Origin of the sequence: uncultured Campylobacter sp. (genome assembly GCF_937996225.1) — a bacterium.
Taxonomy (GTDB): Bacteria; Campylobacterota; Campylobacteria; order Campylobacterales; family Campylobacteraceae; genus Campylobacter_B.
The window spans coordinates 43792-69154 of record NZ_CALKTC010000019.1; the positions used below are offsets into that span (position 1 = coordinate 43792).

At 47.7% G+C, this 25363-nt stretch carries 24 protein-coding genes; 9 read left to right on the plus strand and 15 right to left on the minus strand.

What is annotated here, in order from left to right:
• Positions 1 to 148 precede the first annotated feature (148 nt).
• On the plus strand, positions 149 to 2869 hold the full coding sequence (locus Q0174_RS02455) for a carbon monoxide dehydrogenase (RefSeq protein ID WP_298041475.1): 2721 nt from the start codon (positions 149 to 151) through the stop codon (positions 2867 to 2869).
• A 382-nt stretch (positions 2870 to 3251) separates the two neighbouring features.
• Here Q0174_RS02455 and Q0174_RS02460 read toward each other — a convergent pair whose 3' ends face one another.
• Positions 3252 to 3569, minus strand: a complete 318-nt coding sequence (locus tag Q0174_RS02460) for a hypothetical protein (protein ID WP_298041477.1) — start codon at positions 3567 to 3569, stop codon at positions 3252 to 3254.
• 175 nt (positions 3570 to 3744) lie between these two features.
• On the opposite strand from Q0174_RS02460, the gene Q0174_RS02465 reads away from it, so the two are divergent.
• The 8 genes from Q0174_RS02465 to Q0174_RS02500 all read left to right on the plus strand — a co-directional run bounded on the left by Q0174_RS02465 (position 3745) and on the right by Q0174_RS02500 (position 9999).
• Positions 3745 to 4737 (plus strand): iron ABC transporter permease, encoded by a 993-nt coding sequence (locus Q0174_RS02465; protein ID WP_298041479.1) that lies wholly within the window; start codon positions 3745 to 3747, stop codon positions 4735 to 4737.
• A complete protein-coding gene (locus Q0174_RS02470; protein WP_298041481.1) occupies positions 4730 to 5506 on the plus strand; it encodes an ABC transporter ATP-binding protein in 777 nt (258 codons plus the stop codon). The genes Q0174_RS02465 and Q0174_RS02470 overlap by 8 nt, the downstream gene beginning before the upstream one ends.
• A 331-nt stretch (positions 5507 to 5837) precedes the next feature.
• A complete protein-coding gene (locus Q0174_RS02475; protein ID WP_298041483.1) occupies positions 5838 to 7274 on the plus strand; it encodes a DUF4139 domain-containing protein in 1437 nt (478 codons plus the stop codon).
• Between the two features lie 322 nt (positions 7275 to 7596).
• On the plus strand, positions 7597 to 7758 hold the full coding sequence (locus Q0174_RS02480) for a hypothetical protein (RefSeq protein ID WP_298041485.1): 162 nt from the start codon (positions 7597 to 7599) through the stop codon (positions 7756 to 7758).
• Positions 7755 to 8555 (plus strand): hypothetical protein, encoded by an 801-nt coding sequence (locus Q0174_RS02485; protein ID WP_298041487.1) that lies wholly within the window; start codon positions 7755 to 7757, stop codon positions 8553 to 8555. Before Q0174_RS02480 ends, Q0174_RS02485 begins: the two co-directional genes overlap by 4 nt.
• Positions 8556 to 8604: 49 nt before the next feature.
• Positions 8605 to 8754 carry a hypothetical protein gene (locus Q0174_RS02490; RefSeq protein ID WP_298041489.1) on the plus strand — a complete coding sequence of 50 codons (150 nt, stop codon included), beginning with the start codon at positions 8605 to 8607 and terminating at the stop codon, positions 8752 to 8754.
• Positions 8751 to 9515: a hypothetical protein gene (locus Q0174_RS02495; RefSeq protein WP_298041491.1), complete on the plus strand. Its 765-nt coding sequence runs from the start codon at positions 8751 to 8753 to the stop codon at positions 9513 to 9515. The genes Q0174_RS02490 and Q0174_RS02495 overlap by 4 nt, the downstream gene beginning before the upstream one ends.
• Positions 9516 to 9630: 115 nt before the next feature.
• Positions 9631 to 9999, plus strand: coding sequence for a hypothetical protein (locus Q0174_RS02500; RefSeq protein WP_298041493.1), 369 nt, complete (start codon positions 9631 to 9633; stop codon positions 9997 to 9999).
• A 451-nt stretch (positions 10000 to 10450) separates the two neighbouring features.
• Here Q0174_RS02500 and Q0174_RS02505 read toward each other — a convergent pair whose 3' ends face one another.
• From Q0174_RS02505 to Q0174_RS02570, 14 genes are all read right to left on the minus strand, one after another.
• Positions 10451 to 11134, minus strand: coding sequence for an alpha/beta hydrolase (locus tag Q0174_RS02505; protein ID WP_298041495.1), 684 nt, complete (start codon positions 11132 to 11134; stop codon positions 10451 to 10453).
• A gap of 135 nt (positions 11135 to 11269) precedes the next feature.
• Positions 11270 to 12091: a DUF364 domain-containing protein gene (locus Q0174_RS02510; RefSeq protein ID WP_298041497.1), complete on the minus strand. Its 822-nt coding sequence runs from the start codon at positions 12089 to 12091 to the stop codon at positions 11270 to 11272.
• A gap of 518 nt (positions 12092 to 12609) precedes the next feature.
• Positions 12610 to 13119 carry a hypothetical protein gene (locus tag Q0174_RS02515; protein WP_005870878.1) on the minus strand — a complete coding sequence of 170 codons (510 nt, stop codon included), beginning with the start codon at positions 13117 to 13119 and terminating at the stop codon, positions 12610 to 12612.
• On the minus strand, positions 13116 to 14069 hold the full coding sequence (locus tag Q0174_RS02520; protein ID WP_298041499.1) for a hypothetical protein: 954 nt from the start codon (positions 14067 to 14069) through the stop codon (positions 13116 to 13118). Before Q0174_RS02520 ends, Q0174_RS02515 begins: the two co-directional genes overlap by 4 nt.
• Positions 14066 to 14743: an ABC transporter ATP-binding protein gene (locus Q0174_RS02525; protein WP_298041501.1), complete on the minus strand. Its 678-nt coding sequence runs from the start codon at positions 14741 to 14743 to the stop codon at positions 14066 to 14068. The genes Q0174_RS02520 and Q0174_RS02525 overlap by 4 nt, the downstream gene beginning before the upstream one ends.
• Complete coding sequence (locus Q0174_RS02530) at positions 14740 to 15849, minus strand: FtsX-like permease family protein (RefSeq protein WP_298041502.1); 1110 nt, start codon at positions 15847 to 15849, stop codon at positions 14740 to 14742. The genes Q0174_RS02525 and Q0174_RS02530 overlap by 4 nt, the downstream gene beginning before the upstream one ends.
• A complete protein-coding gene (locus tag Q0174_RS02535; protein ID WP_295098450.1) occupies positions 15839 to 16027 on the minus strand; it encodes a hypothetical protein in 189 nt (62 codons plus the stop codon). Before Q0174_RS02535 ends, Q0174_RS02530 begins: the two co-directional genes overlap by 11 nt.
• On the minus strand, positions 16024 to 17148 hold the full coding sequence (locus Q0174_RS02540) for a nitrous oxide reductase accessory protein NosL (RefSeq protein ID WP_298041504.1): 1125 nt from the start codon (positions 17146 to 17148) through the stop codon (positions 16024 to 16026). The genes Q0174_RS02535 and Q0174_RS02540 overlap by 4 nt, the downstream gene beginning before the upstream one ends.
• A 31-nt stretch (positions 17149 to 17179) precedes the next feature.
• Positions 17180 to 18013, minus strand: coding sequence for a tetratricopeptide repeat protein (locus Q0174_RS02545; RefSeq protein WP_298041506.1), 834 nt, complete (start codon positions 18011 to 18013; stop codon positions 17180 to 17182).
• Positions 18014 to 18023: 10 nt separating this feature from the next.
• The gene (gene ccsA / locus Q0174_RS02550) at positions 18024 to 20714 is read right to left on the minus strand and encodes a cytochrome c biogenesis protein CcsA (RefSeq protein ID WP_298041508.1); all 2691 of its coding nucleotides are present in this window, start codon (positions 20712 to 20714) and stop codon (positions 18024 to 18026) included.
• A 15-nt stretch (positions 20715 to 20729) separates the two neighbouring features.
• The gene (nrfD, locus tag Q0174_RS02555) at positions 20730 to 21701 is read right to left on the minus strand and encodes an NrfD/PsrC family molybdoenzyme membrane anchor subunit (protein ID WP_298041510.1); all 972 of its coding nucleotides are present in this window, start codon (positions 21699 to 21701) and stop codon (positions 20730 to 20732) included.
• 1 nt (position 21702) lies between these two features.
• Complete coding sequence (locus Q0174_RS02560; RefSeq protein ID WP_298041512.1) at positions 21703 to 22410, minus strand: 4Fe-4S dicluster domain-containing protein; 708 nt, start codon at positions 22408 to 22410, stop codon at positions 21703 to 21705.
• A gap of 28 nt (positions 22411 to 22438) precedes the next feature.
• Positions 22439 to 23212, minus strand: coding sequence for an FKBP-type peptidyl-prolyl cis-trans isomerase N-terminal domain-containing protein (locus tag Q0174_RS02565; RefSeq protein WP_298041516.1), 774 nt, complete (start codon positions 23210 to 23212; stop codon positions 22439 to 22441).
• Positions 23213 to 23263: 51 nt separating this feature from the next.
• Positions 23264 to 25339, minus strand: coding sequence for a cytochrome C (locus Q0174_RS02570; RefSeq protein ID WP_298041518.1), 2076 nt, complete (start codon positions 25337 to 25339; stop codon positions 23264 to 23266).
• Positions 25340 to 25363: the final 24 nt, after the last annotated feature.

Consider the following 25363-nt stretch of genomic DNA (forward strand, 5'->3'; position numbering starts at 1 on the left):
TTAATACGCTATTAAGGGAATTTAAAGCAATTAAAAAATACAATCACGTTAAATTTTATCTATAAGAATTAAATAGTGTAGTCTTTTAGTATATTTATCGAGGGCTGCATTCTCGCTTATTTTTAAAATAAATTTTAAGGAGACAACCATGGCAAACGACAAAATCGCAAAACAAAAAGGCTCACGCAAGAAGGCTGTGACGGATGAAAATTCCACCACGGATACGGGAGAAAATTTCGCCGCAGACGCACTCAAAAGCTCCTCCGCGTCCGTTTTTGATAAAAGCGCAAATATCGCTCAAAATTCCGCTGCAAATTCTACGACTTCCGCCTCACATGCTCGCGACAAAATTTCTAAAAATCGCGCCGCAGGCGAGAATTCCTGCGACGAGTGCGATTGCGAAGCCAAAAATTCCGCGCCGGGCGGCTATGATAGCGCAAGCTCTGCTTCAAGCACGAACTTTGCGGCGTGCTCAAGCGCTCAAGGCGCAAGCAACGCTAAAAATTCCGCGATAGGCTCTACGACAAATTCCATGGCTGATTATTTGACAAATTCCATCTCAAATCCTGCGAAGAGCTCAAGCAGCAAAGACCATATCTCTTACTCGCACGAGCATAGCGATAGCTCCGTAATTCACTCGCATCTATACGACGAAGATCTTGCGACCCACCCATACAATCAAGAAGAGAACCTCGCAGCCTATTTGCACGAATACGGAGCAAATTCTGCGGCGTCTTCGCATGAGCACGACGAGGATTCCTCCATCAGCTCGCATGAGCACGACAAACATTGCCATGATCACAAACCCCACTCTCACCGCGCGATTATCGGATTTGACGAACACGGCATCCCAAAAGTTTTAGTGCCCGCAGAGGCTAGTCCGCACACACATAAAGACGCGCAGGGCAATCTTTTCGAGCATTTTCACGAGGCGGAATTTACGGCGGATTATATGAAGGCGGTGCTTGAATACAAAAAGACCTTCCCCACAAAGCAAGAGGTACTTGAGAAAACCCCTGATCCCGCCGTGCGCGAAATGATGCTTAGGATGGAGCAGATCGGTGTAGATACGGCGTTTGATCGTTTCGACAAACAGATGCCTATGTGTAGCTATGGACTTAGCGGAGTATGCTGTAAGATCTGTAATATGGGACCTTGCAAAATTACTAAAAAGGCTGATCGCGGCACTTGCGGTGCGGACGCCGATCTCATCGTATCGCGCAACCTACTGCGTCAAGTAGCTGCAGGCGTAGCTCAACACGGCGCGCACGCCAGAGAGCTTCTACTGTCGCTAAAATGGGCGGCGCAAGGCAAGCTAGATCTGCCCATAATAGGCGAATACAAAATCATCAATACCGCAAAAGCCTTTGGAATTCCAACTGAAGGCAGAGAGTTAAAAGAGGTAGCGATCGAGCTTGCCGATACGCTTTTGACAGATCTTTCGCAAAGTAGCGGCGAGTATAAAACCATCACTGCGCTCGCACCTAAGGAGCGTCAAGAGGTATGGCGCAAGCTGGATATCTTGCCGATTAGTGCGTATAACGAAGTCTTTGAGGCGTATCACCGAACGGGTGTAGGCACGGACGGAGACTGGCGCAGCGTGATGCAGCATCTTTTGCGCTGCGGGCTTGCTTTTACCTTCACCGGCGTAGTAGCTGCGAATATCGCTACGGATGCACTATTTGGTGTAGGAGATCGCGTAACTTCCAAAAGTAATATGGGCGCGCTTAAAAAAGGCTGGGTCAATATCGCCGTGCACGGACATCTGCCGACATTAGTAAGCCTAATAGTGGAGATCGGAAATTCTAAGGAGTACCAAGACAAGGCTCGCGCAATAGGCGCGCAAGGGATCGCATTTTACGGCGTGTGCTGTTCCGGACTATCGGCGATGTATCGCAACTGGGGCGTCGTGCCGCTCTCAAACGCCGTAACTGCCGAACTCGTCATAGGTACAGGTGCACTTGATCTGTGGGTCGCCGATGTCCAAGATGTCTATCCTGCGATCATGGACGTGGCTAACTGCTTCCAGACCAAGGTCGTTACCACAAGCTCATCAGCTAGGCTTCCCGGAGCCGAGCATATAGGCTACGATCATCACCATAGCAATATCGTCGAGACTAGGAATTTAGCACGTAAAATTCTAGACCGCGCATTGCAATCTCACGAAAAGCGCAAGGGACTGCCGGTATATATCCCGCCGTATGAAGTCGAGGCCGAAGTGGGCTTTTCGGTAGAATTCGTCCATAAACACTACGGCGGTATGGAGCCGTTAGCGCACGCGCTAAAAAGCGGTGAAATTTTAGGCATCGTAAATATGGTCGGCTGCACCAATCCTAAAGTGCCTTATGAGCGCGCTATCATAGATGTCGCACAAACCCTAATCGAAAATAACGTCCTAATCCTAACCAACGGCTGCGCGTCGTTCCCGCTAATGAAGCTGGGCTTTTGCCAAAAAAGCGCGTATAAAAAAGCGGGCGCGTCACTGCGGGCGTTTTTAGAAAAAGATGAGCTTCCGCCGATATGGCACGTGGGCGAGTGCATCGATAATACCCGCTCCAGCGGAATTTTCGCAGGTATCGCAGGAGTGCTAGGCAAAAATCTCTACGAGCTGCCGCTTGCCTTTACCTCTCCCGAGTGGGCGAACGAAAAGGGCGTCGATGCCTCGCTCGGATTCCGCCTGATGGGCATCGACTCGTATCACTGCGTCGAGTATCAAATCCACGGCTCCGCAAATATCATACACTTTTTCAAAGAGGGCACCAGGCGAGCGCTTGGCTCTGTGATGCACGTAGATACCGATCCGGTCGCGCTCGCGCTAAAAATGGTAAGTGATATGCGCTTAAAACGCAGAGCTCTAGGCTGGCAGTAGTGACGGACGGATTCATTTCGCATCGCATTTTAAGCGATGCGAAATTTCATGATAAAATTTAACCCCTTGCGGGCAAATAAAATCCCACAGCTAAACGAGTAGTAAAATTCTACAACTAAGTGGCTAGCAAAACCCGGGTCAAATAAAGAGAAAATTTTCGCACCGCATCCGTTCGTGGAATTTTAAATCATATCTTCAAATCCTACGTAAAATTTCGCCGCGCGCTGCGTCTGCTGCTAAATCGGCGGAATTTAGCCGGGTAAAATTCCGCCATCGGGCTTAAGTCTATCTTTCGCGAAAGGATGAAATTTTAAAATTCCATCTCAGCGTAAATTTCGTAGGCGTTCATCTGAAATCCGCAAGCGAAATTTCGCTAAAAGCCTTATTGCACGGAGCTGCACGCCATTAAATTTTGCTCACGTATATGAAAGCCGAAATCATAAAAATTTAATATGATATGTGCTAAAATGCCACATCTGTTTAAGGATTTAGATGTATAAATCAAAGTCGCCGCAGTCTCTAAGTCATCATCGGTAGGAGATGTTGTGCGAGGCGGAGGCCCTGCTGTCAAGTCCTGCGTTTCGCAGCTTGAGGCGGTGCGGCAAAAGCGCGTCTGTGCTGCGCCTGCAAACATTTTCGGACGGGATCGTACGGGCGCGAGGACGTCACTGCAAAGCTTGCAGGCGGCTAAAATTTTCATCCGGATCTTTTCTGAAATATTGATCTTGGAGCTATCACGAAGGAATTTTGCTGCAAGCCTTTCGCCTACGAGCCGGAAGGCGGAATTTAAAGCGAAATTTTAAGCGTGTTTCAACGAGGCAAAATTTCAAAGATTAAACTTAAGGCAAAAGATAAAATTTAAAGCAAGGGAAGGTATGAAAAATTTTAAATTTATGCTCGTGCTGCTGATACTAGCGACGATCGCGACGATCGCGATATCGCTTTGTATAGGGCGCTTCGGCTTAAGCATCACCGAGGTGCTAAAAGCGCTTAGCGGCGGCGAGGTAGCGCAAAACGTCCACAATGTCGTCATGCAGGTGCGCCTGCCGCGTATCATCGCCGCAGTGCTCGTGGGCGCGGCGCTGGGCATCAGCGGCACGGCATATCAGGGCGTCTTCAAAAACCAGCTCGTCTCGCCCGATCTTTTGGGCGTCAGCGCCGGAGCTTGCGTGGGCGCGGCGATCGCGATCCTGCTTGATCTAAACATCCTTTTAATCCAGCTTTTTGCTTTCGTTTTTGGGCTCGCGGCGGTTTGCATTACGCTTCTGATTACGCGCGCGCTTCGTTCGAGCGCCACCATAATGCTTGTGCTTGCCGGCATCATCGTAAGCGGTTTGATGGGCGCGTTGATCGGATTTTTAAAATTTATGGCAGATCCCGAGACGAAGCTTGCAGACATCGTGTATTGGCAGCTAGGAAGTCTCGCGAAGGTCGATCCCTCCGTGCTAGCGATGATAGCGCCCGTGATGGGGATTTGTATCGTGGTTTTGGTATTGATGAGTTACCGCATAAACGTCCTATCCATGGGTGATGCTACGGCGGCGAAGCTGGGCGTAAACGTCGTGCTGGAGCGGGGCATCATCATCGTCTGCGCGACGCTGCTAACCGCAAGCAGCGTGTGTATCAGCGGCATAGTCGCGTGGGTGGGGCTTTTGATGCCGCATCTAACGCGCATGATCGTGGGCGTGAGCAACACCAAAGCGATCCCCGCGAGCATATTTTTAAGCGCGATCTTCGTGCTCATCGTAGACGACGTAGCGCGCAGTATAAATCAAAGCGAGATCCCATTAGGGGTGCTTACGGGCTTTATCGGCACGCTATTTTTTATATTCATCCTGCTTAAAAACAAAAGGAAGCTAAATGGTTAGAGTTGAGAGCTTAGACTTCGGCTACGTAAAATCCGCCCCTCTGACGCTGCGCGATGTGAATTTCAACCTCGAAGCGGGCGCGATGCTGACGATTTTGGGGCAAAACGGCGCGGGTAAATCGACGCTTTTAAATTTAATCAGCGGCACGCTTGAGCCTCTGCGCGGTAAAATTTCAATCGACGGCAAGGATATGGCAAGTCTTAGCGCCAAAGGGCGCGCCGAGATCATCGGCTACGTCTCGCAAAGCGAGGTCTGCGAGTACGATTACAGCGTCTTTGAGTACGTCCTGATGGGGCGCACGGCGCATATCGGGATCTTTTCGCAGCCGAGCGAAAGCGACTACAAACTCGCGCAGCGCTACATGAAAATGCTTGAAATTTGGCACCTAAAAGACAAGATCATCACGCGCCTAAGCGGCGGTCAGAGGCAGATGGCGTCCATCGCGCGCGCCCTTTGCAGCGAGCCGAAGATCGTGATCTTCGACGAGCCCACCTCGGCGCTGGATTTTGCCAACCAATACAAATTCCTCCGCGCCACGAAGGAGCTTCTCAAAAACGGCTACACCGTCGTTTTAGCCACGCACAATCCGGACTTCGCGCTGCTTTTGGGCGGATACGTCGCGCTCGTAAAAGGCGGCGGCGAGGTCGCATACGGCAAGGCCGAGCAGATCATAAAGAGCGAAATTTTAAGCAAGCTATACGATCTGAAGCTCGATGTCAGCTACAACGAAAAGGTCGGCAGGGTCTGCTGCTTGACGTATCCATTCTAGTTTTTACTTCGCGGACGAGCAAAGCTCGTCCTTGCGACGGGGAGCTTCGCTCCCTCGACCCACCTAAAGTTACAGAAATTTTACTGCGTAAAATTTTAAAATTTATCGGTTTTACTTCTCGGTTCGAACAAGATCCGAGCCTGCGAGCGATAAAGCTTATATGGCGCTAGTAGCGATAAAATTTTAGCCTCTGCGGCGGAGTTTTTACGGCGGCGAAATTTTAAAATTTCAAAGCGGGCGGCGGGGTCGGAATTTTAAAATTCTCTCCGAATTTTAAGCATAAAAATCAAAATTTATCGTTACAATTACGTAAAATTTTTAAGGAGCGAAAATGAAAAAAATAGTTCTTTTAAGCGCAGCTGCAGCGCTTGCCGTAAATTTAAGCGCGCAGGAAAACAGCCTTGAGATCTACGCGAACTCCGCCTTCTTGCATCAAAACTTCGGCGCGCAAAAATCAAACTTCAGCGTGAACGTGCCGGAGTACTTGGATATCCGCAGCATCGAGATTGTGGGCTCTTGCGAAGTGCGCGAATTGTCTTTGGAAGAGAGCGAGCCCGTGAAAAACGCGGAATTCGCCAAAAAAGAGGCGGACGAAAAGAGCTTGCGCGAGCTAAGCGACCGCCTGGTCGCACTTAAGGCGCAGCAGCGCTTTTTAAGCGATTTTGCGAGCTTAAAAGATAGAAGCTTAGCAAGCTTAAAGGCGGATTCGCAAAAAATTTACGACGAGGTCTTGCTCGTAGCGGGCGAAATTTCAAAGACAGACGAGCAAATCGGAAAGCTCAAAGAGAAAATTTCAAAATATCATATCAAAAACGAACGCCGCTTAAACGCGAACTTCAGCTGCGATCCAAGCTTCGTAAAAATAAGCTACCCCGTTGACGTCAGAGCCTACACGCACAACGAGCTCTCTGCCGATCTTGCGAGCGGTAAAATCGAGGTCGCGCAAAAGCTCTCGGTGCAAAATCCGCTAAACGCCGAGCTAACGAATTTAACGATCGCGCTGTATCCTTACGAATACTCCTCACAGACCGCACCGCAGCCTTTTTACCCGTGGTATGAGGGCGAGCCTATGGAGCCTGAGCCCGCGGCGGCTTATAAAAAGGATGCGATGCTAGAGGTGGCGGATATGCAGAGGGCACCTGCGGCGGAGGCGAGATCATCGTATGCAAGGACTGGCTCGAATATCGAAAACTCGCTCTCAAAGGCGTGGAAAATTAGCGGCGTGAGCCTAAAAACGGGCGAGACGGGCGAGTTTAGCTTCGATAAACAGAGTCTGGATGCGAAATTTGATCTACTCATCGACGGCTACGGCAGCGAGGCGGCCTACGTGCGGGCTAAATTTATCCCCGAAAGAAGCATAGAGGAGAGTGAAACGCTAATAAAGCTCGACGGCGTGCAGATCGGGCTCGTGCATCTAGGCTTTGCCGCAAACTCCGAGGCTACGGCATATCTGGGTAAAAACAGCCTGATCGAAGTCAAAAAAGAGCAGGCGAACAACTTCACGAAAAATTCCTTTTTCGGCGGCGAAAGTAAAAATTCCATGGCTTGGGATTACGAGATCAAAAATAGCTCCAAGCGCGCGTGGAACGTGGTTTTGCAAGAGCGAGCGCCCGTTTCGACGCACGAAGACGTAAAGGTCGCGCTGAAAAACTCGCCCGAGCAGAGCAGCCTCGGCAAGGACGGACTACTTAGCTGGGACTTTGAGCTAAAGCCAGGCGAGAGCAAAAAGATCCGCTTCGGCTACGAGCTAAGCAAACCGAAGAAGTAACGAGCTTTAGCGCGGCGCGGTTAAATTTTGCGCAGCGGAGTAGCTTTTTGCGGTGCGGTTAAATTTTATGCGGCACCGTTTTATGAGACGGGCTCCCCTTTCGGCGCGCCGCTGAATTTTACGCGGCAGACTGACCTTTTACGGCGCGATTAAAGCTTGCGGGCATAAAACTAAGGCGCGGCTTTAGAATTTATCTGAAATTTTTGGCGCCGCACCGCTGAATTTTATGCACCGCGCCGAGTAAAATTTAAGCGCCGCGAGAACCAAAATTTAAATGTTGCGGCGATTTAAAATTGGCTAGCGCGGGATATGAAATTTAGCGATGCAAAGAGGTTTTGGCGCGGGTAGAAAAACTTTAAGCGTCGCTAAAATTTATCTCAAATTTAAAAAGCTCAGGGCGATGAATGCGGAGCGAAGGTATAAATTTAGCGCGGTGGCGGGGCGTGAGTTTGCTTCGCTAGCGGCATTTAAAGGATTGTTATGAAATTTCGCAAACTTAAATTTAAAATCCTAGCCGCAGTGCTACTTTTCTGCGCCGTGTTTATCCGCATCGTGCCCGATTACTCCGCTTCGCAAGGCTCCTGCGTAGTTACTATTTTTAGCTATTACAAATATCAAAAGGGATATTGTCTAAAAGAGAATAGAATTCTGAGTAACGAAGAGCTACTTCAAAATGCCGCTATAAATTATTTTAAAAGATATCACGACTATGAGATTCTGCGAAATACCATTATCGATGAGCACGATATAAAAAATTTCGGCCATAGTTTTTATACGGCGCGCATCTCCAAGCTCTATCTAATCGGCGATTTCAATGAAGAAAACTGGTTTGATTTTTTAGTTGAAAATACCGACAGAAAGAGTTTTGATTATGAGATAAAAGACAAGACGCAAATAGATATCTCCGATCTATCAAAATATTTTGTATATAAGGATGAAATTTTGGGCTTTAGACAGCCTATTATCTTATCGGAAGAGAAAAATCCATTTCATAACGGAAAAATGTTTTTAGAAAAATCATTTTTAATTAAAGAAAATCAATTTTTTGTGAATTATGTTGATGTCGATGATATAAGTTTTTACATTGAATATAATGTTATTAAAAATTTAATGGCAATAAAAAGCGGATATGAGAGTTTAGAAAACTTTAACAAAGTCTTGGCTTATACTCATATGAAACATTATAGACGTAAATTCTCATACGATAATTGCGGAAATATAAATTTTGATATCAAAGCTCCGGCGGAACAGGAACTGGATATGTGGATTCACGGTGGATAAGATTGGTTGAAATTTTATCTTAACGAATGTAACCGAAAAAGGATAAGAGATGGGCAAAAAAGAAACTGATTTGAGATTAGAATTAGAGGGTAATTACGGAGCCGATATATTGAGTTATTATTTGTGGGGAAAGAAAACTCCTCCTGGTCCGAAAGAATTAGCCTCTAACGAATGGATGGATAGAAAAGAAATGATATGAAATTCTACAGGTCTATTAAATTTAAAGCCCTAGCGGGCACGCTGCTTCTTATAATACTTTGTGCCGCATTTATCCGTATAATCCCCGATTATTCCACTTCACGAGGCTTTGTAATAGTTTCTCTCTCCGACTACGACAAATACAAGCAAGGATACTGCCTGAAAGAGGATAGAATTTTACCCAAAGAGGAGCTGTATAAAAGAGTAGCAGGGGCATATTTGGACTATGACGTAAAGCTATATTGGATGATTGATAATTATAGGTTGAAAACCTTCGGTAGTCTTTGGTCCAGTAGATACGAGGTTGCATACTATGAACTAGAAAATATAAATTTATCGAATTGTTTTGAAGTATTAGAAAAATATTACCAAGAGGGAAAAACGACCGAGCAGATACTGATGAAAGAGTTAAAGGCTAAAAAAACCGATCCAAAGAAATATTTAAAAATAAATTTGAATGATATGAGCGTTGGATTTGACAGACCGATAGTTATGGTTGACGGTGGCGAGAAAGAAGTCACAGGCACTTTGTTCCTTGATAAATTCGCTATATTTAACGGCAATTATATGCAATTTAACCATTCGGAGTATCTGTGCGATACGAGAGAGAGAGGAAATTTTATTATCGTGAAGAAATACTATAAAGAGAGAAAAAATGCCGTAGTCGGTATTGGAAAAGGTTTTAAATTTGATAACTGCGGCAATATAAATTATCCGCTGGAAGAAAATTATTTGGGCGGTAGAGATATAGAGAGGCGCTAAATTCTCTAAGATGAATTTTGTTAAAAAATTTAAGGGACTTAAGACCGATGAATGCGGAGCAAAGGTATAAATTTCACAGAGCGGCGAGATATTTGCTCGCTTAGTGGGTGTTTTCTTGCTTATTTGGTGGGCGACGTCTTTGATTTTAGAGGTTCTGCCTTTTGCGGGCGCGCTAAGGATTACCGTTTTTGTGGCTATATTTGCGATTTTGGATTGTGCGCCGCTTTGGTATTTGTTCAAAAGGTATAAAAATTTTAAGTCAAGCAAGCTGTTTGTAAAAAATCCAAATCTTAGTTTGCTGCTTTTTGCGGTAGAAAATTTATCGCTCGGCGCTTTTTACGGCGGATTTTTGGCATGCCTCGCAGCAGGGTATTTTTGGGGCGAGCGTGCCGCCGGCTGGAGCGCGGCGTTTGCGTTTGCGTTTGCGCCCGTTTGTCTGATCGTTTTCGTGATCTCGTATATGTTTAACGAAAAGAAAAGCTAAACTTATGCGCCTCGCGCCCGCTAAATTTTATCTCTCGCGTAGCACGGGCTTAGGCACGGATTTAGCCCTCGCAAGCTGGGCGCTATTTAAAATTTAGCTCATCCCGCTTGCCTTAAAATTTTAAAATTCTATCATCGCAAAAGCTCCGCCGCGGACAAAATTTTGCAAACGGATGAAATTCTTACTAGCCGCCATACACACTGCGCTTTAGCACTCGCACGATACGCGCCTATTGCCGCTGCGACATTTACAAAATTTTAAAACGGCGCGGAACTCGCCTCGCAAACGGCGATTGCACCGCGGTCTTATCTATTTATTTATGCGAGCAGCGAACTTCGGGCTAAATACGAGACCCTTATCTTAGCCACAAAGCAAATCCGAGCTCCAGCCGAGAAAATGCGAGCGGCGCGAATGCAGAAGCAAAAACCAAGCGGGCGCATTTGTCCGAAGCCTAGCCCTTTAATTTCATCATTTTTTCTAAGATTTCATACACGAGATCAAACTTTGTAAAGCCGTCTCTATCCAAAAAATGCCCGCCCTTTTGCACCTCGTAAAACTTAGCGTCCATCTGCCCCGCTAACTCGCGACTGAAGCTAAACGGCACGATATAATCGTCCTTTGCGGCAACCACCGCGCGCTGTTTTGCGGCGGCTTTTATGCGCTCAAAATCAAAGCCTTTTTCCATAAACTCGTCTAAAATTTTAAATTGCGGATCGCTAAGCGGCTTTGCAAGCCCCGAGACTAGCACTACGCCCTCTACTGCGCCGCTTGCGGCACTGCTTTGTAAGAAATTTAAGATCGTAGGGCAGCCGAGGCTGTGTCCGACCAGATAAACTTCGCCTTCAAATTTTACGCTTTCTCGCAAGGTTTTCAGCCACTCATCAAGCCTCGGATGCGCAGGCGTGGGCATCGTTAAAATTTCCGCCCTCGCGCCCGATTTTTCGATCTCGCCTTTGAGCCAGGCAAACCAATGGCTTTTAGGCGAAGCATCGTAGCCGTGCACGATATAGACACACTTTTGCATATTTTTCTCCTTCGAATTTAAGCTCGCCCCAAATGAGGCGGTACCGACGCAAAGTAGCGAAGCTGCGCACGCCAAGCTAAATTTCATCGCATTTCGTCTTTTGCTATTCATCTCTAGCTCCTCTCATTTCTAAAGCGGACATTTTACATCGTTTTTTAAAAAAACTTCTTAAGACGTTCGCGCAAATCTATAAAAATTCGCAGTAAAGCCGCTTGCGCGCTAAATTTTAAAATTTCAATCCGCGCCCTAGCCCTTACAGATCGTGATTTTATCGGCAAATTTACCCAAAAAATGATACCCCGAGCCCGCCTGCGCGATGATATCGAGTACCGCGTCCGCATCCCGCACGAGCGTGCCGCCTGCAAAGTCCACGCCGCGCTCAAATAGCGCCTGCGGCAGTAGCGGCGTGGTTGGCCCCACGAGCACGAGCTTGGCGCCGCTTTTTTTCAGGCGCAAAAGTCCATCCAGCGTGTCGTTGATGAGCGTCGTAGCCGTGATTATCACGTTATCTGCGCGCGGCACAACGCTTGCGGCCTCGCTTGCGGGCAGGTAAAACGGCAGCTCCGCCTCTTTAAGCGTGCTTTTGTCAAGCTCTAAAATTTTAAAATCCGCGCCATTTTTCATCAGCGTCTTGATGTAGGGCACCAGTGCGCCCACGACGACGCTAAAGCTGCCGCGCTCGATCCGCAGCTCATCAAAGGGATCGGCGCCGAATTTCACGTCGTAATCGGCGCGGATTTTATCAAAACACGCCCTTCCAAGCGCATTTAGCGCGGCAAGTGCGAGCGTCTTTTTAAGCGGCGCGGCAGAGCCCAGATCGCGCAGCAGATAGCGCACGCTCCTGCCTGCGATATTGCCCGAATCGGGCATCGCGCTTGCTTGCGAGGGGCAGCAAACAGCGCCCGATAGGGACTTTAGTGGCGTATAGCTAAGCCCGCACGCGCCTCCTTGCAGCTTTACGCCGCTAAAAAACAGCCCCACGCCCAGGCGCTGGATCTTAAGATCCAGCGCCTGGGCGCCTAAAATTTCTTTCGCGCACTCCAGCGTCTGATCTAAAATTTCGCTCATTTTCGCTCCTTTGATGTGGAATTTAGCGCCATTATAGCTTAAAATCTCGCCGCCCGTATTGATATAGATTTATTCGGCGGGCGGCGTCCAAGCAGATGCGAGCCAAATTTAAGGCAAGCGGCTAGCGCGAGATAAAATTTTACGTAGCGAGCGCGTATCGTTGCGGCTTGGAATTTTAAACTAATCGGCGGCGGGACGAAGCGGTGGGCGCGAGCTCGGGCAAATACGAGCAAATTTAATAATTGCGAGCGAACGCAAACTCGGACGCAAGCTAAATTTAACGAAAGTGGCGGCAGCGGGCAAAATTAATAAAAGGTGCGGGCGCGGGTAAAATTCAAGCCATACGCGGATAAAATTCAAACGACGAGTCGTATCTGCGACAAGTCGAGCCCGCTGCGGAGTTAAATTTTATTTCCTACCTGCCGCACGGCTAAATTTTATTTCATATCCACCGTAGGGTTAAATTTTATTTCCGATCCATCGAGGGGCTAAATTTCATTTTCCGATCCGGCGAAAGGCTAAATTTTATTTTCCGAAAGCAGGATGTTGATGAGCGGATTTAGCAGCGTCTCGCCGCGAGCAGCGCACAGTACGATCTCGTCGTAGTAGTAGTCGCTCCTGCCGTAGTTATGAAACTCATACGCGCCAAAGCCATATCCCATCGGCGTGATCTCGACGCGCGAGTACCAGGCGTCCTTGGCGATGATGTATTTCTCGGTGTCTTGCGAATAAACCCACACCACGATCTCATCTTTGTTTTTTTGCCGCATCAGCCACATGAAGACGTTTGCGATGTCGTTGAAAAAATATGTATCGCCGTTTGGCATAACGGCCTGAGCGGTGTTATACAGATCGTTTATCACCGTGCCGCTCTCGTGGCATAGGTATTTGCCAAATTCAATCTGCAGCGGCTGCTTATCGGTGTTGCCGTGGCGCACGGAAATTTTGGATTCGGCTATATCCATGGACGATATGAGCAGCCCCATCACGCAGGCAAGCAAAACCGCGGCAAAAATTTTCTTAATCATAGCAGCGCGCCCCGCACGAAGTAGTATTTGACGACGTAGGCGCTGCAGATGAGCGCGTTTAGAATGAGCCAGAACGAGGAGTATTTAAGCAGGTGGGTATAGGCGCGCTTAGTAATGAGCTCCGTTAAAAACGGCACGATGCCGAAAAATATACCCAAAAACAGCGAGCCCCAAATCGCATAGCCGACGAAGTAATAATCCTTCAAAAGCATGCAATACGGGCATTTATGGTTGGGCTGTTCGTAAACGTAAAGCCCGAAAAAATAGGTGATCGCGTAGTATGCGACGAACAAAAAGAGCAAATTCAGAGTAAAGCTCGCCATCGACTGCTTTAAGAAATTTAAGATCAAAATGGCGCCCAATATCGCGTAGAAAAAGGTTGCCAAAAGCGCCTGCGTGTAGCCGAACGGGAGCTTCGGCGCGCGAAATACGACCGAGCAGCAAAACACCGGCACGCGCAGCGGGATATTGGTAAAAAATAGAATTTCTAAAATAAACTCCGCCAAAACGCCCGTAAAAAGGATGGTAAAGATCAGGTATTTGCGCCGCAGATAGGGAAATTTGCCCGCTTTAAGATCGAGGCTATTTAAAATAAGCCAGAGCCCAAAGCCGAAGATCAGTAAAATTTTTAAAAGCAGCAAGATGTTGCCGTAGCGGTTCGAACCCACGACGCCCGCGGAGCACATCGCGCCCGGCACGATCGAAGAGAGCTCGTTTAGGCAGAGCGCGAAAAATATAAACAAAATGATCTTGCACGCTATCGTGAAGAACAAAATGGTGTTTATGAGATAGTTTCTTTTCTCCAGGGCGTATTGTAAATTTGAGGTGGCGTTAAAGTCCCAGTAGCGCATGATCCGCACGATGTGAAACTGCGAGATCGCCATCAGCGCTATTACGATCAGCTCCACGGCCAAAAACGCGATCACGCTACCCGATAAAAATACGCTCATGCTGAAATTTCTCCGTCTTTTAAAAACACGTATCGATCCACGAAGCTTAGCTCGTCGAAGAGTATGTCGTGCGTCGCGATCAAAACGGTCTTTTTAAGCTCTTTGAGCTTTGAAAGCATCTCGATAAAACCGAGCGAGTTTTGTTTGTCCAAATTTGCCGTCGGCTCGTCAGCCAAGATGATCTGCGGATTCATCACGAGCGCCCTTGCGATAGCGCAGCGCTGCTTCTCGCCGCCGCTAAGGCTAGAGACGATCTGATCTTTTTTATGCGCGATATTGGCGATCTGCATCGCTTCGTCTATGCGCGCGTCAAGCTCATCCCTACTCAGCCGCTCGAGGCTAAGCGGCGCAAGGACGTTTTTATAGACGCTAAGCGCCTCAAGCAAATTGAAAGACTGAAAGATAAAACCGATTTTTTTGTGGCGATACGCGGAGCTTTCGATATCGGCGAGCTTGGAGACATTTGCGCCGTCCACCAAAACCTCGCCGCTACTCGGCTTAGCAAGCGCGCCTATGATGGATAGAAGCGTGCTTTTGCCGCTGCCGCTGACCCCTTTTAAGATTACGATCTGCCCCTCTTCGATGCTTAGGCTTATGTTTTTTAAAGCGCGAAATTCATTCGCCCTGCCCTCGTTGTAAATTTTAAAAAGCTGTTTGATCTCTATCTTGCTCATTTGACGGCCTCGCTCATATCGCCTATAGCGATGCGCCAGGATGGGATGATGACGAACGCCAAAAACGGGATCACGCTAAAGACGAAGATCAAAAAGAGCATATTAAAATTTATCGCAGGCGTGAAGGTGATGAAATTTCGCAGCTCACCGCCTAAAAATATATCGCGCAAAAGCGGCGCATCCAAGATAAAAACATAAGCATAAGCGCCCGCGACGCCGAGCAGATACGCACTTAGCGAGACGATGAAATTTTGAATAAATTTCATCGCAATGATGTCTTTTATACAAAAGCCGATGCTGCGCAAGATCGCGATCTCCTTTTTCTTCTCGCCGTATGCGAGCGAAATTTGATTTTTTAGCAAGATGAAAAACGAGATCATCGCCACGGCGTAAAGCACCATAAAGATCCCCCCTTTGTAATAATACAGATGCCTCACTTCGGCTACCGCATCCTCGGCACTGAGAGCCTCCGTGTTGGGGTATAAATTTACGATCTTAAGCGCTACTTCGCTTACTTCGTTCGGGTTGGGTACGCTTACGTAGAGCTTGGTGTATTCGCCCTCCTTCAGGCTTAGCACCTCGCGCGCGGTAACGGGGTTTAGATAGATCACGTCGTTTGAGACGATACTGCTTTCGTGCGGCGAAATTTTATTAATCTTAATCGCGATTAGGCGCTGCTCGGTCAAAAAATGAAACTCGTCCTCGTAGTACCACTCGCCCATCGCCGCCTTTACTCCCTCGCCTACGATCATTTCGTTTTCGCTCAGACTTTCGTCGCCTACGATATGAAACCAAACGCGCTTTTGAGCGAAGTAATACATCCCGTCCACGGCGCCCTGCACTTCGCTGACGCCCGCGATTTTAGAAATGTCGTAGATATAGCCGTCGTGCATCAGATCGCGTTTGCCCGCGCGCAGAGCCTCTACGACGATGTCGGGTCTGAGCTTGATGACCTTTTCAAGATCGTTTTGAATGGAGCCCGAGATGAAAAGCACCGAGCTTAAAATAAAAACGATAAATGCAAAGATCGCAAAGCTAAAGAAGTGATCGGCTCTGTCTTTTCGCAGCAGAGTTACGGAGTAGTCGATAAAGCTTTTATTTATCATAGACGAACTCCGCGTAAGCTTTGCTCTTAAAGCTGCTTGAGAGCCGCACGTCCTTTATCTCGCGCGCGAGCTTTTGCAGGCACTGCTCGCCCTTTGCGCGATCAAAGCTTACATAATGCACCGCAATGAGCGCGTAAAGGGCGGCAAAAAAGATCATTAAAGCGCAAATGAGCCTCATAGCCCTTCTATTACGCTCTCTTGAATTTCATCAAATTTAAGTACGTTCTTACCGCCGTGATCTTTAGCGAAGGTCTTAGCCGCGCTCTCGCTCTCAAATGGAATGAGCTCGTCGCCCATCGGCCCTAAGACGTTGGAGCCGAGCACGAAAAAGGCACTTTTAGCATCGATCTTATGAAGCTTGTAGTAGTCGGTTACGTAAATTTTATCAAAGCCTTTGCCCTTTTGGAAGTAGTATTTCATCAGATCTTTTACGCCGTCAAAATACAAGCTCTCCCCGCCTTGAATCTCTATCATCGCCGCCCAGTTAGGGTTTTTACCCACTAGCATGCCGCAGACCGGGCATTTAGCGCCTTCAGGCACGACGATCTTTTCAGGTTTTTTCGCTTTTGCGTTTTTGTCGCTGCCGCCTAAATTTACAGGTGCATCCCATAGATACAGCGCCGCGGCTTGCAGGTGTTTGTCGTATTCAGGGGCTTTGCTAGCGCCCTTTGCGTCGCAAGTTTTTTTGAGATGAGCTTTAAGCTCGGAGATGGCTTTGAAGCTTTTCGCTTCGGTTTTAGCGCAGTTTGTTTCGTAAAATTCCTTACCGTGCGCGTAAACGCCGCCCTCGCGCTTGGCTTTAATCATCTTGTTATCGCCCTCAAAATCCTGTCCCGCAATCTCGTAGGCTTTGGCGAAATTCATTATCTCGCCGCCGTTTTCGGCTTGGAATTCTTTCGCATCGGCCTCGGTTGAAAAGGCGTATTTGCTATTGCGCGTCATCGTGCCTTTGACCTTGCTACCCACGACGTAAAAGGCTTTATTTGCATCGATCAAATTTAGATTTTTCGTATCGACGACCTGCGCATCGCTTGGAATTTTTCCCTCCGTTAGCTCGTACAAGCAGTGCAGAGAAGCTACTTGCTTGCCGTTCCAAACGTGGTTGGTTTTATAAAATTTTACCAAATTCATTCCACAAACAGCGCAGTATTCTTTGCCCTCGCCGCTTCCTACGAGCGTAGCCTTGCTAGGATCCACGCTTTGAAACATAGGCTTTGCCGGCTTATTAGCCCCATCCATGGAGGCACCGCAAACGAGCGCAACAAGCGCAGCCGAAGCTAAAAACGAACGTAAAATCATACTGTCTCCTTAAAAATTTGATGTTTTAAATCTACTTACTAATCGAATTTAAAAATTCCAAATTCTCGCATCCCATCTTGATGCCGCCGTCGCAGCTTTTTTTGAAAAACTCTTTTGCTTTGACGTTATCGGACTTCACGCCCTTACCTTCGGCATACATTATGGCTAGGTTATTGCAGCCGTCGAAGTGACCGAGGTTGCACGCCTTTTCATACTGCTGCTTTGCTTGCTTATAATCCTGGCCCACCCCCTGCCCGAAGGCGTATAGATAACCTAGATTGTTGCAGCCGATGCCGATATCGCCGCCGCAAGCCTTTTCGTAAAAAATTTTAGCCTTTGCGAAGCTTTGCTGCACGCCCTCACCCTTTAGATACAGATAGCCCAGGTTGTTGCAGCCCATCATATCGCCGTAGGTGCAGGCCTTTTCATAAAGGCTCGCCGCCTTAGCGACGTCCTTTGCAAGCCCGGCGCCGTTTGCGTATAAAAGCCCAAGCGATGTGCAGCCTTCGTTATCTTTGCAGGCTTTTTCGTAATAAGCCGCGGCTTTGGTAAAATTTTGATCCGCGCCGTTGCCGCTTTCGTAGATATAGCCTAGATTGTTGCACGCAAGCGCAAATTTAGCGCTGCACGCCTTCTCGTAGAGGCTGATCGCTTTTTCGAAATTTTTCTCTACGTTGCCGGTGCCCTCAAAATACAAAACGGCTAGATTATAGCATCCCGAAGCTTTATTTTCCAAACCGCACGCTCTTTCGTAAATTTCTGCGAGTTTTTTATGATCGCCGCTTTGCTGAGCTTGAATGCCCTCGCTGATAAAGCCCGCGTTTGCCGCGCCCGCCAAAGCAAGCGCTATTAGAAATTTTTTCAAATTTACTCCTTTATATCGTTTTTACGTCCCTGCCTCTGAAAGCAAGAGCGATTATTAAAAAGACCGCCGCTATTATACAATAAAACGGCGCGGGTATATGCGGTGCGTCTCCCGCGGCATAAGAGTGCATGCCGGTGAGGTAGAAATTTACGCCGAAATAGGTCATTATGATTGAGCTATACGCGAGCGTCGAGCTCACGCAATAAACATAGATCGAGCCGAGTTTCGGGATAAATTTCAGATGCAGCACGATCGCATAGACGATGATCGAGACATACGACCAGGTCTCTTTGCTATCCCAGCCCCAGTATCGTCCCCAGCTCTCATTCGCCCATACGCCGCCGAAGAAATTTCCGAGCGTCAGCATCGAAAGCCCCACGATGAGACTGATCTCGTTGATCGCCGTTATATATCTGATCTGCGCGTTAAGCCGCTCGCGATTGGCACTGTTTTTAAGCGCCATTAAAATAAGAGCCAAAAGCCCAAGCAGGCAGCTAAGCCCTAAAAATCCATAGCTAGCCGTGATAACAGATACGTGGATGCTAAGCCAATACGACTTTAACACCGGCACGAGGTTGGTAATCTGCGGGTTTACGAAGCTCATATGCGCTACGAGCATCACGATGCTAGCCAGCAAGCAGCTCGCGCTTAGCGTAAGTAGGGACTTTCTAAAAAATATGATCCCGGCAAGCGCCGCCGACCAGCCGATGTAGATCATCGACTCATAGCTATCGCTCCACGGCGCGTGAGCCGCGACGTACCAGCGCAGCGCAAGCGTAAGGGTATGTGCGGTAAAACATATCGCAAAGGCTGCGAATAAAATTTTTTGCGCGAGCGTGAAGCGCTTGCCGCAAAGTGCGCCCAAAAGCGCCAATATTAGAGCTACGCCGCCTAGGATCATATAGCAATAAACGAGCTTTTTGAAAACCGAAGCTTTGTTGTAAAACACCTCGGCCTTGACGCGGTTTTCACTCGGAAGTATAGCTGCCGAGGTGGCCCTTTGGTAGTTTTTCAGCTCTGCAAGTGCTGCATCCGCTTTAGTCCAATCATTATCCGAAATTCCGTCTTGCAAGCCGTTTAGATAGTCGTTTAGCACGCCTTTGATCTGCGGAGCGATACTATAATCCGCAAAGGCGTCGTTCGGCGAGAGCCAGGTGTTTTGCGGATCGTTCGGCACGGGGATAAATTTAAAAAACACTCCTCTAAAGGTCAAATACGCGATGTTTAGCCGCTCGTCGAATTTAATCAGCTCGTTATCGAGTACGCCGCGGCGCGAGGCGCTTTTTTCATTCGCCTCGTCCAGGGCGTGGGCGAGCTTGTAGTTGCCGTTTTCATCAAAGACCGAATTGAAGCTCGCATATCGCTCCTGCGGCGCTAAGCCCAGCATCTTTTTGATCTCGTCGTTTTTTATTTTGATGATCTTTTGATCGCGCCAGAAAGCGGGATTTAGGCTCATTCCTAGGATCATCTGCTCGGCACTTAAGCCATAAAGCCCCTCCGTGCCCGAAATTTTATTTACGATTTCGCTTGCTTCGGTGCTAAGCGGCTTGATCCTACCCATGTAATCTTGCACCAAAAGCTCCGCGAACGCGCCGTTTGCGTGAACGCGCGAGTTGGCTTTAAGGTTTGCTAGATAGTTTTCATCCGCGGCACGAAGCTCAATGCTGAAAAAAAGCGGCGCGATTAGAAGAAGCGCGGCGGGCGCATTGTTTTTGATAAATTTGGCGAGCTTTTTAAACCTGCTGCCGGCGGTAAAAAGATTTCCAATAAATCCGACGCAAAGTAGGAAATAGCCGAAGTAGGTTGGAATTTTACCCGGGTCGCGGTTAAGCTCTAGCACCGTGCCTAGCTCGTCCGTGTCGTAGGAGGATTGAAAGAGCTTAAAGCCGTCAAAGCTTAGCGGATGGTTCATATAAATTTCATGCTCCCCCACGCTCTTGCCCTCTTTTAAAATTTCAACGTCGCTAGCGTAGGATGACGGGCTTTGCGAGCCGGGATAGCGCTCGAGCTTAAATTTCAAAAGCTTTACCGCAAACGGAAGCTCTATGAGCTTCGAGCCCCAGCTTAGCATTATCTCCTCGCCGTCAAAGTTTAAAATTTTAGGTTCCCCGAGCCAGCCAGCGCCGCCGCGCAGCTCCGCCTCTTGCTCGCTTCCGCCCTCAAAGCCCGCTTTTACCGCAAGCGTGCCCTGCTCGCCTTTGGGCGCGGGTTTGTAGGAGCTAAATTTAACAGTGAAGCTTTTAGAATTTATACTTTGCGTGAAGCTAAAATCGTTATCGCCGATCTGAGATAGATTTAGCGGATGCTCAAACAGCGCGTCTTGCGTGCGGATTTGCAAGTATGGCTTGACGCTTACCATCTCGTTTTCGCTCTCGCCCGCTCTTACGTGCAGCACGCCCTCGGTGCCGAAATAACGCGTCAGCCCCGCGCCGATAAAGATGACGATAAATGCCGCGTGCAGAACGAAGGAGCCGAAGCGGCGCCACATTTTGGTTTTTATGATTATTCCTAGCAGGCTAAGCGTCGCAGCGCCCATGACGCACTCATACCAGCGCGCCTCATAGACTAAAATTTTAGCCGTTTGCGTGTCGTAAATACTCTCTAAAAAGGTTGCGACGCCGGCGCCTGCGGCTAGGATAAAAAGGAGGCAGAGCGCGAATTTATAAGAGATGAAAAATTTTAATATTTTTAGCGCGCTCATTAACCCTCCGCAGTTTTACATTATTATATCGTAAGTTTGTCCCGCGTATAGTATAAACATTCTAAGAAGTAATACTCCGACCACGCTAGCAAGCGCGCTAACGTAGAACGCAAACGCGGTGTGAGCGATCTTTTTGCCCAGTGCGAAATTTAAAACTAGCGGTATGCAAAAACCTACGCCCACGACGCCGAGCCAAAATAGCTGAGCATAAATTCCCTCGCTAAAGGCAACGCTTGCAGCTTTTTGCACGTCGCTGCCCGTGATGAGCGAAACGAAAATCATGCCGATTAGTAAAATTTCCATCGCTAAAACCGGCCACTCGACCGCGTGTAGAGTTTTTAGATCGCCGCCGTGCGGGTCTGCTTTAAAGAAAAGCGCGGCTATGAGGCTTGAGCCCGCAATGCCTGCCGATAAGCCAGACGCCACGAAAAGCGCAGGTAAAACAGCGGTATTAAGGATAGGAAATCTAACTAAAACCGAGATCAAAAATCCCGTATATGCGCAGATCGCGACCGCAAAAAGAAGCGTAAGCGCAAGAAGTAGCGGGCGAAGCGCGTTTACGATTTTCATCACAAGCTCGAAAAGCCCTTTTAAAAAGCTAAGATTGCGCGTCAAAAACTCTCTTAGGCAATCTTCAAACGCATAAAGGCAGGCTACGAAGCTAAGCGGGATATAGACGCAAAGCGCTGCAACGCCCACGGACATAACCGATGTGAAGTTATAATTAATCAAAATTTTCCAAAAAAGTAGCGGCCTCTCAAGGTCGGCTACCAGGCAGACCATGCCGAGTAAGATCGTAACTAAAGATAGCAATGACGCAGCCTTAAACAGCGGCGTGCTTTCGGTCTGTTTTTTATAAAATTTGACGAGGATCGCGACGATCAAAGCGCCGCCGCTCATACCCGCTAGCAAGAGATAAACCGCGATCGGCCAGCCCCACTCTACGCCGTGCGAGAAGGTCGCAGTGAAATTTATAGCTCCGTTCATATCACACCCCCAATTTAACCGCAGGAATATAGCGCAGGCTCGGCTTCGTGCCGCACTCAGGATGCATGCGCAGGCTGTCTTTTACGCGAAGCAGCTTGCTGATGTGCGAGCCCTCGTCGTTTAGATCGCCAAATACGATCGCCTCGTATCTGCACGCCTCGATACAGGCGGGCTCGTGACCGTCTTTTAAATTCGTATCCAAGCAGAAGTTGCAACTCTCCGCGGCTCTTGTTTCGTGGTTTATGAAGCGCACGTCGTAAGGACAGGCGACGATGCAATATTTACAGGCGATACAATCATCGGTGTTCATCGTCGTTATGCCCGTTTTTTCATCCTTGTGGCAGGCTTTCGTCGGGCAGACGTTCACGCACGGCGCGTCCTCGCACTGCTGACAAGAAACCCTAACGTAGCGCTTTTCTTTCAAATTTAGCGGATCGGTTTTATCCTGGATAAAAAGCCTCATTTGACCTTTCGGAACCAAATTTACCTTTTTACAGGCGATCTCGCAATCAGTGCAACCCACGCATTTGTTCTGATCGAATATCATGCCGTAGTGTGGCTTTTTCGGCTCTTGCTTTTTAGCACTTGCGTTTACATCTTGTGCACTTTTATCTGTGCCGTTTTGTGCGAGCAAGCTTGAGGCGATTGCGCCAAGCCCCAAAGAGCCGAGTGCGGCGGATTTTATAAAATTTCTTCTTTGCTTTTGCATATTCTCCTCCGACTAAATTTAAGCAAAACTACTTTGTTTTATTCGCGTCGTGAAAGCTTTTAGCCTCGCTCTCGCTAAGCTTTTTCGCAGCATCGGCAAGCTCGCCGGGCTTTAAAACCTTTAGTAGTTCGGCTTCAAAAATTACTACAGAACCCGCAGGAATTCTATCTATGTCCACGTTGCCGTAGGCTAAATTACTAGGGATTGTAAATTTATATTTCGAGCCCGTATTCATCAAAAGCAACCCCTCGCGTAATCCGTCGATTAAGCCTATCATAGAAAGATGCGCCGGAATTTTAGATGCGAAAGTATCGTCAAATACGCTACCGTTCGTCAAATACGCCTTGTAGTTCATCACTACTACGCTCTCAGGCTTTGGCTTTTCGCCCATACCTAGCTTTAAAATTTCATATTGAAGACCGGATTTTGTGGTTTTAACGTCCGGATTTTTGGCATTTTTCGCCATAAATTCCTTGCCTGCTTTTAAATTTTTATCAAGCTCCGCTTTGGAATTTGTTTCTACGATCTTATTTAGTTTATCGGCTCTTTGATTCAAAAGCGCAATAATTTCCTCATCTTTTAGCTTCTGCTGCTTTTTAAGAGCGTCCAAAAACCCCTCTATCACCGCATCTAAGTCATATTTGACGCCTAATGCGGCTTGTGAATGCAGCTGGTTTGAAACATAGCTTCCGGTAGAAGCTCCGATGCTATAAGATTCTTTTTGTTCTTGCGTAGTTAAATTCGCGCCCAACGCGCAGCTTGCCAAAACGATAGGCAAGAAAATTTTTAGTCTTTTTTGCATACATCTGCCTTTTAAATTTCGGGGCCGCAAACTTACGCGACCCCGAAAGAATTATAAATTATTATTTAGAATTCTTTGAGCCTCTTTAATATACTCTTTAGCGGCCTCTAGCCTTTGCTTAGTATATTTAAAGCCATGCATACCCCATGAGCCGTCTTTTTCGATAAGATCGACGGTGTCTTGAGCTTTTTCTATTAGCTCATAGACGCGAGTTTTATCGCTGGAGTTAAGCTTTTTAGTCTCAAGGATAGAGTAAATTCCTTGAATACCGATCTTAACTTGCGAGAAATCGCTCTTAATTGGAGTTTGCCAGCCCATAACCTCATCGTAAACCTGCTTTTGGTTTTTGAAGTGAAGCGTCTCTTTTAGCTCGGAGACGACTGGACTATGGCAGCCTTTGGTATCTTGCATATCTTTATCTGCCCAAGACGTTCGTGCGCACGACCACATAAGATCGACGAAATTTCGTCCCTCTTTATTTCTTTGGAAGTGCCAATCTTTCGCATCTCTTGGACCTTTAGCGGCATCGCCTGCGACTAGAGATTTTCTAGCAGGATCGATGTCGATCTTCCAGATGTGCGATCTTCTTTGAGTATCAAATCCCGCGTTGTCTTGGAACTGAATAGCGTAGAAGTTCTCGCAACTCATCATAAACGGCATGTGGCAAGATGCGCAGGTGTTGTCTTTATGTGTATCGGCTCTTGCGGCGATGTAGGCTTGCTCTTGGTGGCAGTCTTTGCACTCTTTTGTGATCTTAGGCTTTGTATAAAACGCGCTCAAATAGCCCTGCTCGGAGTTATAATTTACGCCCTTGACGGTTTTATCGCCAACTACCGGTCCGGTGTTATCGTGCGGATCGTGGCAGGTTACGCAGCGCATACCCTTCTCGTAGTGAGCGGTAAAGTAAGATTGAGAGCCCTCAGAGCCACATCCTGGTCCCATAGATTTAAATTTAGAGCTAAGAGATAGATCGGGATTTCCGTTGTTTAGCGGATTAGCACGAGCTAAATCAGGGCTATAGTTAAATCTTTGGTGGCAGCGTTCGCAGTTTGAGGTTCTAAAATTTGTAGCGCCGTCAAGGTGACCGCCCGCTCCATGGCACTCTTCACAGGTGATACCCTTGGAGATAGTGTGCTTTTGAAGCTCTTTTGCGTTACCCAAAGCAGCATAGAATTCTTTTTTAGTTTTAAAATCGAATTTGAATGGGTGGCAGACTTCGCAATACGAGCTGTTTGCTTGGAAAAACATCGATTTTTTGTATTTCGCAGCATATGACGCAAGACCTCTTACGTAACCGCCGTTATCGCCATAGTCGGCTAGGGTTTCCGGGAATTCCGGAACGATCTTTTTAATCTTTTTGACCGTCTCATCGTCTAAATTTAACGCCCAAGTCCTTTGGAATTGGTTGCCGCCGGCTACGATTTGACCGGTACCATCTCTTAGCAAGCCGCCCTCTACGTGATAGGTTCCGCGTAGAAGCCACGCATCTACGTAGCCGAATTTTGTCCTTAAGTGTCCCACGGTCGCATAAATTACGTCAGGGGTAATACCTTTTGGAAGGATCGACGCCGTATCTGGGCTAAATACAGGATCAGTTAGGTTGTTATTAACCTCCGGGTGCTCGCCTGGGAAGCGGATAGTAGTGGCGTGGCGCGATCTGCTCCATGTCTCATACTGTGCAGGGTGGCACTCGCCGCATTTTTCAGGACCTATGAATTTATTCGGAAATTGCAAAGAAGAGCCCGCAGGGATTCTATACATCATAGAGCTATAGCCCTTGCCGTCGTCTCTTTTGCTAGCCTTTGAAAAGTCAAATCCATGCCCTTCCGCAAGCCACTCCAAACCTCGGTCGTGTACATCCATCTTACCGACCGTCTTACCGCCGTATTTGGTAAAAATCGGGTGATTTTTAAATAGCCAGTCATACATCTCTCGCTCTTCTACGACGTAGTCCTGCAAGGATATGACGCCTCTGCTTTGCAACGTGCCCTTAGGATTTGCGATGACGTCGCGCGATTTTTGCGACATTTCCATCTCATGCCCCATGCCCTCATCAGCACAGGCTCCTGCGGCAAAAATGCTAATACAGGCTAGCGCGCCTAGTAGCATCTTATTCCATTTTTTCATGGCTCCTCCTTTGAAAATCGAAAT